Source organism: Blastopirellula marina (assembly GCF_002967715.1).
GTDB lineage: Bacteria > Planctomycetota > Planctomycetia > Pirellulales > Pirellulaceae > Bremerella > Bremerella marina_B.
The window spans coordinates 395498-409425 of sequence record NZ_PUIA01000017.1; the positions used below are offsets into that span (position 1 = coordinate 395498).

At 57.2% G+C, this 13928-nt stretch carries 11 protein-coding genes; 8 read left to right on the top strand and 3 right to left on the bottom strand.

The window, feature by feature from the left end:
- Positions 1–975, top strand: a complete 975-nt coding sequence (locus tag C5Y96_RS07570) for a HEAT repeat domain-containing protein (protein ID WP_105351564.1) — start codon at positions 1–3, stop codon at positions 973–975.
- Between the two features lie 46 nt (positions 976–1021).
- On the opposite strand, the gene C5Y96_RS07575 is transcribed toward C5Y96_RS07570, so the two are convergent.
- Positions 1022–2020, bottom strand: coding sequence for an endonuclease/exonuclease/phosphatase family protein (locus C5Y96_RS07575; RefSeq protein ID WP_233198861.1), 999 nt, complete (start codon positions 2018–2020; stop codon positions 1022–1024).
- 163 nt (positions 2021–2183) lie between these two features.
- Here C5Y96_RS07575 and C5Y96_RS07580 point away from each other — a divergent pair, with 163 nt between their 5' ends.
- The gene (locus tag C5Y96_RS07580) at positions 2184–3452 is read left to right on the top strand and encodes a HEAT repeat domain-containing protein (protein WP_146115558.1); all 1269 of its coding nucleotides are present in this window, start codon (positions 2184–2186) and stop codon (positions 3450–3452) included.
- 20 nt (positions 3453–3472) lie between these two features.
- Here C5Y96_RS07580 and C5Y96_RS07585 read toward each other — a convergent pair whose 3' ends face one another.
- Positions 3473–3871 (bottom strand): hypothetical protein, encoded by a 399-nt coding sequence (locus tag C5Y96_RS07585; RefSeq protein WP_105351568.1) that lies wholly within the window; start codon positions 3869–3871, stop codon positions 3473–3475.
- A 96-nt stretch (positions 3872–3967) separates the two neighbouring features.
- On the bottom strand, positions 3968–4330 hold the full coding sequence (locus tag C5Y96_RS07590) for a DUF2237 family protein (RefSeq protein ID WP_105351570.1): 363 nt from the start codon (positions 4328–4330) through the stop codon (positions 3968–3970).
- Positions 4331–4729: 399 nt separating this feature from the next.
- Between C5Y96_RS07590 and C5Y96_RS07595 the strand changes: the two genes are divergently transcribed.
- The 6 genes from C5Y96_RS07595 (at position 4730) to C5Y96_RS07620 (ending at position 13667) form a co-directional block, all read left to right on the top strand.
- Positions 4730–6358, top strand: coding sequence for a tetratricopeptide repeat protein (locus C5Y96_RS07595; RefSeq protein WP_105351573.1), 1629 nt, complete (start codon positions 4730–4732; stop codon positions 6356–6358).
- A 163-nt stretch (positions 6359–6521) separates the two neighbouring features.
- Positions 6522–8738 carry a hypothetical protein gene (locus C5Y96_RS07600; RefSeq protein ID WP_105351575.1) on the top strand — a complete coding sequence of 739 codons (2217 nt, stop codon included), beginning with the start codon at positions 6522–6524 and terminating at the stop codon, positions 8736–8738.
- 205 nt (positions 8739–8943) lie between these two features.
- Positions 8944–10107 carry a formylglycine-generating enzyme family protein gene (locus C5Y96_RS07605; RefSeq protein WP_105351578.1) on the top strand — a complete coding sequence of 388 codons (1164 nt, stop codon included), beginning with the start codon at positions 8944–8946 and terminating at the stop codon, positions 10105–10107.
- A 145-nt stretch (positions 10108–10252) separates the two neighbouring features.
- The gene (locus C5Y96_RS07610) at positions 10253–11416 is read left to right on the top strand and encodes a formylglycine-generating enzyme family protein (protein ID WP_233198862.1); all 1164 of its coding nucleotides are present in this window, start codon (positions 10253–10255) and stop codon (positions 11414–11416) included.
- Positions 11417–11693: 277 nt separating this feature from the next.
- A complete protein-coding gene (locus C5Y96_RS07615) occupies positions 11694–13235 on the top strand; it encodes a sulfatase (protein WP_105351580.1) in 1542 nt (513 codons plus the stop codon).
- Between the two features lie 87 nt (positions 13236–13322).
- A complete protein-coding gene (locus C5Y96_RS07620; RefSeq protein WP_105351582.1) occupies positions 13323–13667 on the top strand; it encodes a hypothetical protein in 345 nt (114 codons plus the stop codon).
- The last annotated feature ends 261 nt before the right edge of the window (positions 13668–13928 follow it).

Here is a 13928-nt window from a genome sequence, read left to right on the forward strand (position 1 = left end):
ATGACCGAAGACCCCATCGCAGACGAGCTCCGCAGCCTGGACCGTAGCGACGCCTCGCGCAAAACGGAAGTCGCCGCGAAGACGCTCAAGGCGGCCCTGACGCACTCCTCCAATCGCATCGTGCAGCGAGCCGCCGAAATGATCGCCGACGCGGAACTCGTTTCGCTGACTGCCGACCTCGTGAAAGCGTATTGGCGGCTTAAGCGGAACCCGCTGAAGAAAGACCCCGGCTGTCTCGGCAAAACGACAATCATAAAAGCGCTCGTGCAGCTGGAACTCGCTGACATGGAAGTCTTTCGCGACGGCATCACGTACCGACAGCTCGAACCCCACTGGAAAGGCGAGATCGACACAGCCGCCGAGTTGCGCGGCGTGTGCGCGATCGGCCTGGTTCACTTCACCCCTGAAATCGAAGTCCTCAATCGCTGCGCCGTGCTGCTGTGCGACGCCTGGCCCGATGCACGGCTCGGGGCGGCACAAGCACTGGGGGCACTCGGGCAGATCGCAGCGGCTCCCCTGCTTCGCTTGAAACTCCTGACCGGCGACCGCCAGGCCGAGGTCCACGGCGAATGCTGTTCGGCTTTGCTGAAATCGGATCGCGAAGAAGGGCTCGCGTTCGTGCAGCAGTTCCTCACTTCGCCTGATGCCGATCAGTGCGTGCAAACGGCCTTGGCCCTGGGTGAAACTCGCCAGCCAGGCACCTTCGACATTCTCCGCAGCGTGTGGGGCCGCCGCTCCGAACTCAGCGTCCGCGAAAGCTTGCTCCTGTGCATCGGTCTGCTGCGAACGACCGAGTCGCAAGAGTTCCTGTTGTTATTGATCGACAAGCGGGATATCCGCACCGCGGCTGATTCCGTGAAAGCATTGCGATTGAATGGCCCCATCGGCGATCTGCGCGAGCGAACCGAAGCCGCAGTCCAGGCAACCGAGAGTGATGAACTGCTACGCGTGTTTCGGGATGAGTGGTTGAACTAGGTTACCTGGCAGTCAAACCGTTCTTATACCCTGGCAATCGCTAAGCCTACTTCGTATTCGCCGGCACCGCCGCGACAGGTCCGCGAGGCGATCCCCCTTCGTAGATGCTGAACTCGGCCCAGACCGGTAGATGGTCGGACACTTCCAGTCCTTCGGCCAGCGTCAGGTTGAATTGCCGCAGGAAGTCGTACACGCCGTTGCGGCCGGTGTACTCGCTGGTGGCGCTGCGCTGCATGAAGAGGTTGTCGTACAGCTCGCTGCCGCGCGTATTGGTCTTCATGCCGCTGATCGCCCAAGTGATTCCAGGGATCGTCGCGATCTGGCCGAACTGCGATTCGTTGGCGTTGAAGTCACCCAGCAGGATCACGTCGTCTTCGCCGCGAGCATCGTCACGTACCGCACGAAAGACATCGTCCATCACGTCCATCTCTTGCTGCACTTCGTCGGGGTCGACATGCACGTTCACCAGCGTGAAGGTGAATGCCTGGCTCGGATCAGGACCTCGTACACGAAACCACGCGACCAGTGGTTCGCGGTGCAAGACATCGAGCGGATCTTCCACGGTGTAAACCTGTTGCCGATCGACCTGCAGGCTGGCCGTATCAAAGATGTAGGCGAACTGCTCTTTGCTATCGGTTCGTCCCAGACGCGGGCCGATGACAAAGTCGTAGTGCCGACCGGTCGAGTTGATCATCTCGACGAATCGCGGCATGAGGCTTTGATCGGTCGAGCGGATTTCCTGAATGGCGACGACGTCGAACTGGCGAATGATCTCGCAAAGCCGCGCCATCACGTCCGGCTTTTCCATCTTGGCAGTGCCGAAGACCTGAATGTTGAACGAAGCAACGCGAATCGAATCTTGCTTCCGCGCCATCGCCGGGACGGCCACCATCGGATCAGCAGCCGTTGCGGCAGGCTTCGCCGCAGTCGCATCGCGCGGGACAACCACCACGTTGTCGATCCCCTCGATGCGATAGTTCTGGAAAAAGAACCAAGCGCCGGCACCAGCGATCACAGCCAATAGCAAGGCACTCGTCCTTCTCACCGCCAACCTCCTAACGTCCGGTTCTTCTCTTGGTTTTCACCCCCGCGCGCATGACGGGGTGGCAGACCATAGCGGAAACCAGCGGGGCGAATCCATATCATTTCGTGGAGAAATCATTGTCGTTTGTGCTATCAATGCCTATCTTGAAGGAGGGTTTTCCTTCTTGTCATCGGAGCACGGTTGTTTGCGCGGGAGTGCTATCATTGCGAGTCTGCTAGGGCTAATCGCGCTGCCTCTATGCGCCGATGCTCAGGTCGTGCAGCTCGCTAACGGGGGGCAACTGGAAGCCTCGGTCAGGCAAGATTCCGAAGTCGCAGACGGTGGTCAGGTCGAGCTGGTTGTCGAAGGAGTGGGCTCGGTCGTACTGGCCAGCCACCAGGTACAGCAGGTCGAAGCTCCCAAGGTGACCGAAGACGAATACTTCGACTACGCGGCCAACTTCGCCGATACCATCGGCGACCAGTGGAAGCTGGCCAAGTGGTGTCAGCATCAAGAGTTGCAGCTTCCCTTCGAGCGGCACGCACGCCGAGTTCTCGAGCTCGATCCGAACTACCTCCCCGCCCGCGAAGCACTCGGTTATGAACGACGCGATGGCCAATGGGTCAGCCGCGAAGAGATCATGACGCAGCGTGGTTACATCCGCTACGAAGGACGCTGGATGACCATGCAGCAGGCAGCCCTGCAAGTTGCCCAAGAGCGACAAAAGCAAAAGCTGATCGACTGGAAGGTTCGTCTACATCGCTGGCGTCAACAACTGGGTCGATCTTCCTCCCCCGAAATTCAAATTGATCTGGCGACCCTCGACGACCCCGATGCCATCCCTGGTTTAATTCAGCTACTGGGAGAAGAGCTCGATCAAGACCTCGCGTTTGCTTATCTCGAAACGCTCGGCCGTATGAACAATCCGTCGGCTCGTTCCTTCTTGATGGAGAACGCCATCTACCAGAACAATCCCACCTACCGCGAGAAGTGCCTGCAGGAAGTATTGGCCCAGCGCAGCCCGCAGATGGTTGAGTACTTTGCCAATCATTTGAAGAGCTACGACAACACCATCGTGAACCGGGCAGCCTATGTCCTGGCTCAACTCGATTACCCGACGGCCGTCTTTCCCTTGGCCGGTGCCCTCCAGACGCAGCACCTGGCCTCGCATTCGTCGCGGTACACCTACTTCTACACGACCTTAGCCCCGGAAAAGCGGTTTGATATTGAAGGGCCCAAAGCTTCCTACCGCATGCTGACCCTGTCAGATTTCCTCGGACGAAGCCGCAACGCGTACGACACTGTCCGTGTGCAAAACCAAGGCGTGCACCAAGCGCTGCGGGAGCTTTGCGATGGGCAAGACTTCGGCTACAACCCGGCTGCCTGGAAAGAATGGTACCAACAGGTCCACGCCCCGAAGTCCCCGACCATCCGTCTAGCTCGGGAACAGTAAACACCGCGCGTAACGCGCAATTAGATCAATTGATTCTCGAAGACGGGGACCAACGTTTCGTCGTAGATTCCTCTCAGCGAGGGATCGGTCCACTTTCCCTGCAGAGTCCCGTTTTCTTTGATTTTGTAGGAGACCACCCCGATGGCCACTCCATTGGGGGTCTGAACAGTCCAGGCTACGCTGAAGCGATCTTCGTCGACGAAGCCGATACCGGAGTACTTCGTTTTGCCCACGATCCAATCGATCTTATAGCCCTGGTTTACCTTCTTGATGACAACCTCGCCGGTGTATTTGCCCCCCTGGTCCGACGTGCCGACACACTGGTAACGGCCCGACAAATCACGCTCAGCCTTTTCGGCATAAGCAGAGCTGGTAAAAAGAGTTACGAAGCAAACTAGGGCAACGGCCAAACGCATCATCGGGGTTTGCCTTTAGGTAAGTAACAAGAGTTCACCTCATGAACTTTACCAGGGCCTGACCATCTGGAAAGCAATTTCGTCGAGAAAGTGCGTGAATTACAGTTCGACGGCGTGCTCTTGCAGGTCTTCCAGGTCGATGAATTCGAGCGTCGAGATGTGCGTCGACTCGAGAACCACCGCCGGCGCGACCCCAGCTTCGAAGGCTTCCTTCCACCGCAAAGCGCATAAACACCAGCGGTTACCCGGTTTAAGGCCAGGAAAGCCGAACTCGGGATGGGGGGTCGAAAGGTCGTTCCCGACACTTTTCGAGAACGCCAGGAACTCGGCCGTCATCTCGCTGCAGACAATATGCAGCCCCACGTCTTCGGCCCCAGTGTGGCAGCATCCGTCTCGAAAGAAGCCGGTCAGGGGGTCGTGGCTGCACTCTTGCAGGTTGGTTCCGAGGACATTTTTCGCCATGACAAGGGCTGCCTTGAGATAGAGTGTAAGTAGGGCACTTACGGCACAGTGCGTCGTCATCTTAACATGACCATGGCTGTCGCAAGTCCCCACCGTTTGGCAACTTACCCCAAATGGGCGGGTCAGTGTTCAAAACTTGCAATCTGTCAGCAGCCGAACTACGATACCGGTGACCGTGGTTCTGTTTCCAGGGACGGTATTTAGTAGCCCGAATGCCCTCGTTCGAGTGGTAAAGGGCTCCTCTTCAAGGACGAAGCACCGATTGTCAGCGATTCCTCGCGACTCGCCGACAGCCGTTAGATCCGAGTTTCCCACGAGCACGTCCACTTCCCAACAAATCTCATGAACTTAGCGCCACTCGAGCGCCGCCAACCGATTGGTACCAGGGAGTTATTATTGATGACGAGGAACGTTATCGCCTGCGGGCTACTGTCCTGCCTAAGTCTGCTTCTTACTGCCGGCGCAACCCAAGAGGCAGCGGCTCAAGACACCGTTCTGATCGATTTGTATGGTCGCGGTGTGCATGCTTACAACCGTGGTGATTTCCTGGAAGCTGAGAAGCTCTTGGATGCCGTCATCGCCGAAGGCACCACCGATCCGCGTGCTTACTACTTCCTGGGTCTGACCAACTACAAGCTGGGCAACGAAGACGAAGCGAAAGCCGACTTCACCAAGGGTGCCCAGTTAGAACTTGACAAAAGTCAGGTTTATCCGGTCGGCAAGGCGCTTGAACGCGTGCAAGGCTCGGAACGCTTGATGCTGGAAGACTACCGCAACAAGGTCCGCACCGAGGTCTACCTGAAGAAAAAAGATCTGGAACGACAACGCTACGAAGCCCTGCAGCGAGCAGAGGATCAAGTGCTGCGTAATCGCCAACAGGGTGCTGCAACGACAGCGCCAGTTGTTCCGGTTCCTGCCCAGGACGAGACCGATCCATTCGGCTCACCTAGTGCCGCCACCACGCCGATGACACCAGATCCGATCGTTCAGCCGAATCCAACGGAGCCTGAAATGACGGAAGATCCCTTCGGTGGAACTTCCCCTCCAGGCTCAGCTACAAATCCAGCACCTGCCAGCCCCATGGCCGCCCCAGCGGACGATCCATTTGGTGCAGCACCGGCACCAACTCCGACGACCGAACCAAGTGATGATCCATTTGGTGCGACACCAGCTCCAATGCCTGAAATGACAGCTCCAGCGGACGACCCATTCGGTGCCGCTCCGGCCCCAGCACCAACCACCGAACCTAGCGATGATCCGTTCGGTGCGGCACCGATGCCGAATCCGACCGAACCCGAAATGACCACCGATCCGTTCGGAGGAACGTCAGCTCCAGGTTCGGCCACGAACCCTGCCCCGGCCAGCCCCATGGCAGCCCCTGCGGGCGATCCATTTGGTGCCGCTCCGGCACCAGCACCGACTACCGAACCTAGTGACGATCCGTTCGGTGCTGCTCCTGCACCGGCTCCAGCTCCAACGACCGCACCTAGTGATGATCCGTTCGGTGCGGCACCGATGCCGAATCCGACCGAACCCGAAATGACCACCGATCCGTTCGGAGGAACGTCGGCCCCAGGTTCGGCTACGAACCCTGCCCCGGCCAGCCCCATGGCAGCCCCTGCGGGCGATCCATTTGGTGCCGCTCCGGCACCAGCACCGACTACCGAACCTAGTGACGATCCGTTCGGTGCTGCTCCTGCACCGGCTCCAGCTCCAACGACCGCACCTAGTGATGATCCGTTCGGTGCGGCACCGATGCCGAATCCGACCGAACCCGAAATGACCACCGATCCGTTCGGAGGAACGTCGGCCCCAGGTTCGGCTACGAACCCTGCCCCGGCCAGCCCCATGGCAGCCCCTGCGGGCGATCCATTTGGTGCCGCGTCAGCTCCAGCTGCCAACGATCCGTTCGGTGCCGTTCCTGCCGCCAAACCGGCTGCCGCTCCGGCAAACCAAACACCGGCCGCGAAGCCAATGACCACGCCAAGTGACGATCCGTTTGGTGCTGCTGATCCTTTCAGCAACTAGAAACAACTTCCGACGAGACAACTTGATCTCGCATACGCGGAACTTCGGCAGCGTTTTTCCTTGACGCGCCGTCGTTCCGTTTCGGACAATAGATCCGAACCTTATCCCGCCCCCACATGCCGCCGCGCAAGCGGTCTCGCCGAAACGACAAGGAACCCACCTGATGGTGCGCTCTTCAGTGCTGATTGCTCTCGCGCTCGCTTTCTGTGTTGCCTCCAACGTTCTTGCCGCCCCGCAAATCGATAGCGTCTCGCTACGCGGACTGACAATCGGCCAGACAACTCGTTTGACCCTGCGTGGCAAACAGCTTGGTCCCAATCCGGAAGTTAAGCTCAACTTCCCGACGGATGCCGTTCGCGTCTTGCCCGAGTCAAATCCTCAGCAGTTGGAACTCGAGATCGTACTTCCTCAAGATGCCGTGCCGATGCATGGCCAGCTGCGAGTTGCCACGACGACGGGAATCAGCGTTCCGATTACGCTAGGCATTGACCAGCTACCGGAGGCCCCATTCAGCGAACAAATCGACACTCTCCCGATTGCGCTCACCGGTAACCTCACTGGCGCGCAATTGCTCTCAACTTCCTTCAGCGGCAAAGCCGGCCAGCATGTGATTGCTGAAGTGGAAGCCCAGCGAATGGGCAGCAAGCTACAGCCACTGGTCAGCATCATCGACGAGCGTGGCACGCAACTCGCTTACTCCTCGCGCGAAGTCACCTTGCATGGCGATGCTCGTGTGGAAGTCAAACTGCCTGCCGACGGCGTCTACACGATCAAACTGCAAGACGTCCTTTTCAAAGGAGGATCGCCAGGGCACTTTCGGTTGAAAGTCGGACAGTTCAGCTACGCGGATTTGCAACTTCCGCTCGCACTAAGCCAGCAGGAAATTCAAAGCGATGGATCGCCAGGAATGAAGATGGCCAAGGACTTCCAAAGCAAAAGCGAATCAGGCCCGTTCAGTGGTCCTCAACCGAAGATCTATGCCAGCGAAATTCCCGAGGTAACCGTCGCCGCTAGCGACAAACCAAGCGAAACAACGACCGGTGCCGCTCCGATCGGAATTAGCAGCGTTCTTTCCGAACCGAAGGAGACCGATGCATTTCTCATCGATGTCACCCCAGGCACCAAGTACCGCGCCGAGGTCTTCGCCCAGCGGCTCAACTCGCCGGTCGATGCGGTGCTCGAAATTCGCAAGCCGGATGGGGGCATGCTCGCCAGCTCCGACGACCAAAACAACACGCCTGATCCCGCTGCCGTGTTCGACGTCCCCCAAGGCATCAACCAGGTGAAGGTATCAGTACACGATGTCACCCGGGCAGGCGGCCCGTTGCACCTGTATCGCATCGCGGTCACGCCGGCAAATCATGCCGACTTTCACCTGCACATCCCCAGCCCAGCGATCAACATTCCCGCTGGCGGCAGCGCGGTGATGGAAGTCATTGCCCAGCGCCGTGGCTTTGGTGGACCGATTGCCTTGAACCTGCCTAACCTTCCCGCCGGTGTGACGGCTTCCCTCAACGAGATTCCGGCACGTGCCGATCGAGCACTTGTTACCTTCACCGCGGCGGCAGATGCCAAGCAGTCGGCGGTTGTCAGCGTCGAAGGGGAAGTCAAAGCGAAAGAGCACACCGTTCGCCACGCAGCCGCCATAGGCAGCGATGCAGCCGGCTTTGGTGTTGCGGCTTCTGAAGAAAACCTCGGCATCGGCATCATTCAAAAACCACAACTCACGTTGGCCTTCGCCAGTACGCCGGCAGCTAACGCCCTGGGTCTAGGCCAATCGACACCACTAACCGTGAAGGTGCAGCGCGGCGAAGGACAGACAGGCCCCGTTCGATTCTCGCTCGTCACTTCGCAGGTCATTCCCGAAGACAAAGGGAAGCCCGACATGACCAAGGCGATCAAGCTTAACGGCGAACCAGTCTTAGCGGCCGACCAATCGGAAATGCAGCTTTCGCTCTCCGTTCCTCAAGAGCTGAAAGACATTGCCTGGGATGTAGCCGTGAAGGGAGAGCTTCTCTCCGACGACAAGAAGCAAGTCAAAGGATCGGCGACGACCGAGGCGGTTCGCATGACGATGGGTTCGCCCCTCTTCCTGGCGCTCACCGGCGAGTCGATCGTACGTCTGAAAGGAAAGATCTCGCGTGCTGGCGGCTTTACCGAAGCCGTGACGATCGTGGCCGAAGGACTTCCGAAAGAAGCAAAAGCGGCACCCGTGGAGGTTAAGGCCGATAAAACCGACTTCGAACTGGAAGTGGTGTTGCCCAGTGGGATCCAAGCAAACCAACTGGCCAACGTGAAATTGGTCGCAAAATCGAAGCGCAACGGGGAAGATACCACCAGTAATTCCGTGGCCATAAAGTTGGAAACCGGCACGAAATAACTTTCGCCCCTCTCCGGGCGGGAAATTCCGTGAATGAGCTCAATTGGGCCGGTAAACGAACTCTTGTCTGCCTATACTGAATGATTCGTTGGCATCCCCCGCCTGCCTTACAGGGTGTCGCGTTCACTATACGAGCACGCTCAACCCCTAAGTCACCGAGCGTCTCGTTCGAGATGGGAATTCGATTTCAAGAGAGACAGACCGTATGCACAAGTTTGCTTTGACCTTGGCCATCGTGGCCTCGATGGTTGTGTCGGCCACGGCCGCTGAAGTGGTTGGCATCAGCCCCAACAAACCTGAGTCGGGCCCTTACGTGAAGATCGACAACGGCTTCATGGTGCCCTACGAAATCACCATCCCCGGCACCGATGCCAAGCTGAAGATGATTCCCATCCCTGGCGGTAAGTTCAAGCTGGGTAGCCCTGATTCCGAAGCTGGCCACACCGATGCCGAAGCTCCGCAGATCGAAGTCGAAGTACCTCCTTTCTGGATGGCCGAACACGAAACGACCTGGAAGCAGTACAAGCCTTATATGGAACTGTACCAGTCGTTCAAAGATTTCCAGGCAGACGGCGTTCGCAAGGTGACCGACGACAATCGTGTCGACGCGATCACGGCCCCTACGCCATTGTACGAACCAAGCTTCACCTACGAATATGGCGAAGACCCACAACTGCCAGCCGTCACGATGACCAACTACGCAGCTCGTCAGTACACCAAGTGGCTCAGCGGAGTTACCGGTAACCAGTACCGCCTGCCTAGCGAAGCCGAATGGGAATTCGCCGCTCGCGGTGGTACCGACACGGCTTACCACTTTGGTAACGATCCAGAGAAGCTGGAAGAATACGCCTGGTTCGATGGCAACTCGGACGAAGCACCTCACCTGGTCAAAGAAAAGAAGCCCAACCAGTACGGTCTGTACGACATGCATGGCAACGTGTGGGAATTCGTTCTCGATCAGTACAGCGAAGAAGGATTCGCTCGCCTGGAAGGGAAGAAGCTGAAAGCCCTCGACACGGTTGCCTGGCCCACCGAGCTCGAACCATTGATGGTCAAGGGTGGCGGCTGGGATGACGACGCCGAGAACCTGCGTTCGGCCGCGAAGATGGGTAGCAGCGAAAGTGACTGGAAGGAAGAAGACCCGAACGTTCCGCTCAGCCCTTGGTGGTTCACCAGCTATCCTTCGACGATGGTTGGCTTCCGCGTGATTCGTCCGTTGGAGGAAACGCCCAAGAAAGACGCTGTGAAGTTCTACGTTCCTGAAATCGAGTTCCTGAATCTCGACGTCAGCGACCGCCTGATCGAAGGACGAGGTGTCCTGGGGCTGGTTGATCCCGAACTACCGGCAGCATTGAAAAAGGCCGAGTAGTTCCTAGTGCTCAAACGATAACCCTTTCTCCGTCAAACGAGAGAGGGTTTTTTTATAGCTCGATTGAAAACTTGCATGGATGGGCCAGCACAAGTAACTTGCTGGAAAGTCCTCCTCGTTCTCGGCTTCAAAAGAGACAAAGGATATGCATAAGTTTGCTTTGACCTTGGCCGTGGTAGCTTCCATGGTTGTATCCGTAGCAGCCGCTGAAGTGGTTGGCATTAGCCCCAACAAACCTGAGTCGGGCCCCTATGTGAAGATCGATAGTGGCTATATGGTGCCCTACGAAATCACCATCCCCGGCACCGATGCCAAGTTGAAAATGGTTCCTATCCCCGCTGGCAAGTTCAAGCTGGGTAGCCCAGATTCCGAAGTGGGTCACCGTTTGGCGGAAGCTCCTCAAATCGAAGTCGAGGTTCGTCCATTCTGGATGGCCGAATACGAAACGACCTGGAAACAGTTCAAACCGTTCATGGAACTGTACTCGCCATTCAAAGACTTCGAGTATCGCGGTGTTCGCAAAGTGACCGAACAGAACCGTATCGACGCGATTACTGCCCCCACACCCCTTTATGAACCGGGCTTTACCTTCGAGTATGGTGAAGACCCTCAACTGCCTGCGGTCACGATGACCAACTATTCGGCTCGCCAGTATACCAAGTGGCTTAGCGGTATCACTGGCAATCAGTATCGACTGCCATGCGAAGCCGAATGGGAGTATGCCGCTTTGGGCGGAGCTGACACGGCCTATCACTTTGGCAACGATCCTGCGAAGCTGGACGAGTATGCTTGGTACTCGGGCAATTCGGACGAAACTCCACACGTGGTCAAAGGCAAGAAACCCAATCAATACGGCCTGTACGACATGCACGGCAACGTGTGGGAGTGGGTACTCGATCAGTACAGCGACCAAGGATTTGCTCGCCTGGAAGGGAAGCAGCTCAAAGCACTCGACACGGTTGCCTGGCCGACCGAGCCTGATCCGTTGATGGTCAAAGGGGGTGGATGGGATGAAGTCGCCCAGAACGTTCGGGCTGCCTCGAAGATGGGTAGCAGCGACATCGACTGGAAACAAGAAGATCCCTGCATTCCCATGAGCCCTTGGTGGTTCACCAGCTTTCCGTCGACGGTGGTTGGCTTCCGTGTGATTCGCCCACTGGAAGAACTTCCCAAGCAGGAAGCCGTCAAGTTCTATCAACCCGATATCGAGTTGTTGAAGCTCGATGTCAGCGACACCCTGCAAGGCGGACGTGGTATCGAGGGCTTGGCCGATCCGGCACTGCCAGCCGCTCTGAAAAAGAGCGACTAGTCTTCATGACACCCTTCGCGAATTCAAGAAACCCTTTTCCAGCCACCTGGAGAGGGTTTTTTCGTGCCTCGTTCGATGGATGAAAACAAACCGAAGTCCAAATCTCTTGAAAAATAAGCATTAAAAGGGGCAGGCTCGTTGAATTGACGCGGTAAACCGTAGCAACGACAATAGTTTGCATTCCGTTTTGGCTCGCCCGTTCGGGCATTCGCGCACGAGCCGTGGTTGAATCTCGTTGAACCACTCCCCTTCCCCACCGGCTTGTATGGAGATCTGCATGACCCACTTTATACGATACTTTACCCTTCTGTTCCTGATCGTCCTGTCGATCGTCGGTACGCTCGGTCGTACGGCTCAAGCAGCCGACCAGGCAGCGGCCAAGAAACCGAACATCCTGTTCATGATGTCGGACGATCACGCGTTCCAGGCAATTTCGGCCTACCCGGGTGCCATCAACAAGACACCCAACATCGATCGCATCGCCAAAGAAGGCATGCGTTTCGATCACTGCTACGTGACCAACAGTATCTGCGGTCCGGCCCGGGCCGTGATTCTGACCGGCAAGTACAGCCACCTGAACGGCTTCTACGACAACCACACGCCGCGCTTCGACGGCAGCCAGCAGACGTTTGCGAAGCTACTGCAGAAAGCTGGTTACCAAACGGCGATCATTGGTAAGTGGCACCTGGGTACCGAGCCAACTGGCTTCGATTACTTCAACGTGCTGCAAGGCCAAGGCCCTTACTACAACCCGAAGATGCGTACTTCGGATGGCCCTAAGAATTACGAAGGGCACACCAGCGAGATCATCACCGACCTTGCACTTGAGTGGCTGCAAGAGAAACGCGATCCGAACAAACCGTTCCTCTTGATGTACCAGCACAAAGCACCGCATCGCAACTGGATGCCAGCTCCGAAGTTCTTGAACAAGTATGACGACTTTGAGTTCGCCGAACCGGAAACGATGTGGGACGACTACAAGAACCGTGCCAGCGGAGCCCGTGATCAGGACATGACCATCGAGAAGACGATGAACATGCACGACCTGAAGGTCGCCAAGCAGCGTGGGCTGACCCCTAAACAGCAGAAGGTTTGGGACGCCGCCTACGGCCCGAAGAACAAAGCCTTTGAAGACGCCAAGCTGGAAGGCAAAGACCTCACGCGTTGGAAGTTCCAGCGTTACATCAAAGACTACCTCCGCTGCATCGACTCGGTCGACGAAGGAGTTGGCCAAGTGCTGGATTACCTGGATGAGAACGGCCTGACCGATAACACGCTGGTCATCTACAGCTCGGACCAAGGTTTCTACCTGGGCGAGCACGGTTGGTTTGACAAGCGTTGGATGTACGAAGAATCGTTCCGCACGCCGCTGTTGGTTCGTTGGCCTGGCCACATCAAACCAGGGACCGTCAGCGATGCACTGGTGATGAATCTCGACTTCCCTGAAACGATGCTCGCCGCGGCCGGCGTCGACATTCCCGCCGACATGCAAGGGCTCAGCCTGCTGCCGATCTTCCAGGACGACGGTAAGACCCCCAAGGATTGGCCGCGAAAGGAACTGTACTACCACTACTACGAGTTCCCCGGTGCCCATAGCGTGCCGCGTCATTACGGTGCGTTCGACGGCCGTTACAAGCTGATCAATTACTATCAGCTGGGCGAGTGGGAACTGTTCGACTTGCAGGAAGACCCGCAGGAAATGAACAGCGTCTACGGCAAGCCAGAGTACGCCGAGGTGCAAGCCAAGATGCACGAGAAGCTGAAAGAGCTTCGCGTGAAGTACAAGGACGACACTCCGCGTGACGGTGGCAAGTACTAAAGCACCAGGCGAGTGAACCTTTAGAAAGCGGCTACATCTTTAGGGGTGTAGCCGCTTTTTTCGTTTTCTGATGCCAGAGAAGTTCTCATGGGTGTTCGCAAGAAGGGCCGAACTCGTTTCGAGTGTCTTGGGGAATGCTTCGTCTGGTACTGGGATGAGTGGTACATCCGCATCAGTTCGGAAGACAAATCCTTCGTGATCGCCTACTTCATTGGCGATCCATGGGGCCCTGAGGCACATTTGGAAATTCACGGGCACCATTTTCCCGGCATCGAGCGAACGGAAAGACGCCCGGTGCGTGTGCTCGTTCCCGAAGCCGTTCGCAAGGAATTCCAATCCTCGACCGGGGCCTTCGTGAATGCGTTGATCCGCTGGTGCTTGGATGAGTCGCATACGTTGAAGTATCTCGACGACTCGGAACCGACATCATGAGACGGTTAGCGTAAGACTCTTCCAATAGCGATTTCTCTTGCCAAAGCATGCTTCGATCATGAGGCCTCTCTAAAGTCATAGGATGGCTACGCCTTCTTAGGCGATAGCCATCTTGGCGTTCACAGGAAAGATGGCTATCCGCCGAAGACGTCGGTAGCCATCCTACAACTGCCTTTCGATGGCATTGCGTGTTCCTCGTTTGCCCCTCACCCTCACCCTCTCGTGCGCAGGGACGAGGGGACAAGATTGATGGGCGCGCAT

Coding starts and splice junctions, on each gene's coding strand:
- C5Y96_RS07570 (WP_105351564.1), top strand. CDS start 1: ATGACCGAAGACCCCATCGCAGACGAGCTCCGCAGCCTGGACCGTAGC.
- C5Y96_RS07585 (WP_105351568.1), bottom strand. CDS start 3,871: ATGATGCGTTTGGCCGTTGCCCTAGTTTGCTTCGTAACTCTTTTTACC.
- C5Y96_RS07610 (WP_233198862.1), top strand. CDS start 10,253: ATGCATAAGTTTGCTTTGACCTTGGCCGTGGTAGCTTCCATGGTTGTA.
- C5Y96_RS07590 (WP_105351570.1), bottom strand. CDS start 4,330: ATGGCGAAAAATGTCCTCGGAACCAACCTGCAAGAGTGCAGCCACGAC.
- C5Y96_RS07620 (WP_105351582.1), top strand. CDS start 13,323: ATGGGTGTTCGCAAGAAGGGCCGAACTCGTTTCGAGTGTCTTGGGGAA.
- C5Y96_RS07595 (WP_105351573.1), top strand. CDS start 4,730: ATGACGAGGAACGTTATCGCCTGCGGGCTACTGTCCTGCCTAAGTCTG.
- C5Y96_RS07600 (WP_105351575.1), top strand. CDS start 6,522: ATGGTGCGCTCTTCAGTGCTGATTGCTCTCGCGCTCGCTTTCTGTGTT.
- C5Y96_RS07605 (WP_105351578.1), top strand. CDS start 8,944: ATGCACAAGTTTGCTTTGACCTTGGCCATCGTGGCCTCGATGGTTGTG.
- C5Y96_RS07615 (WP_105351580.1), top strand. CDS start 11,694: ATGACCCACTTTATACGATACTTTACCCTTCTGTTCCTGATCGTCCTG.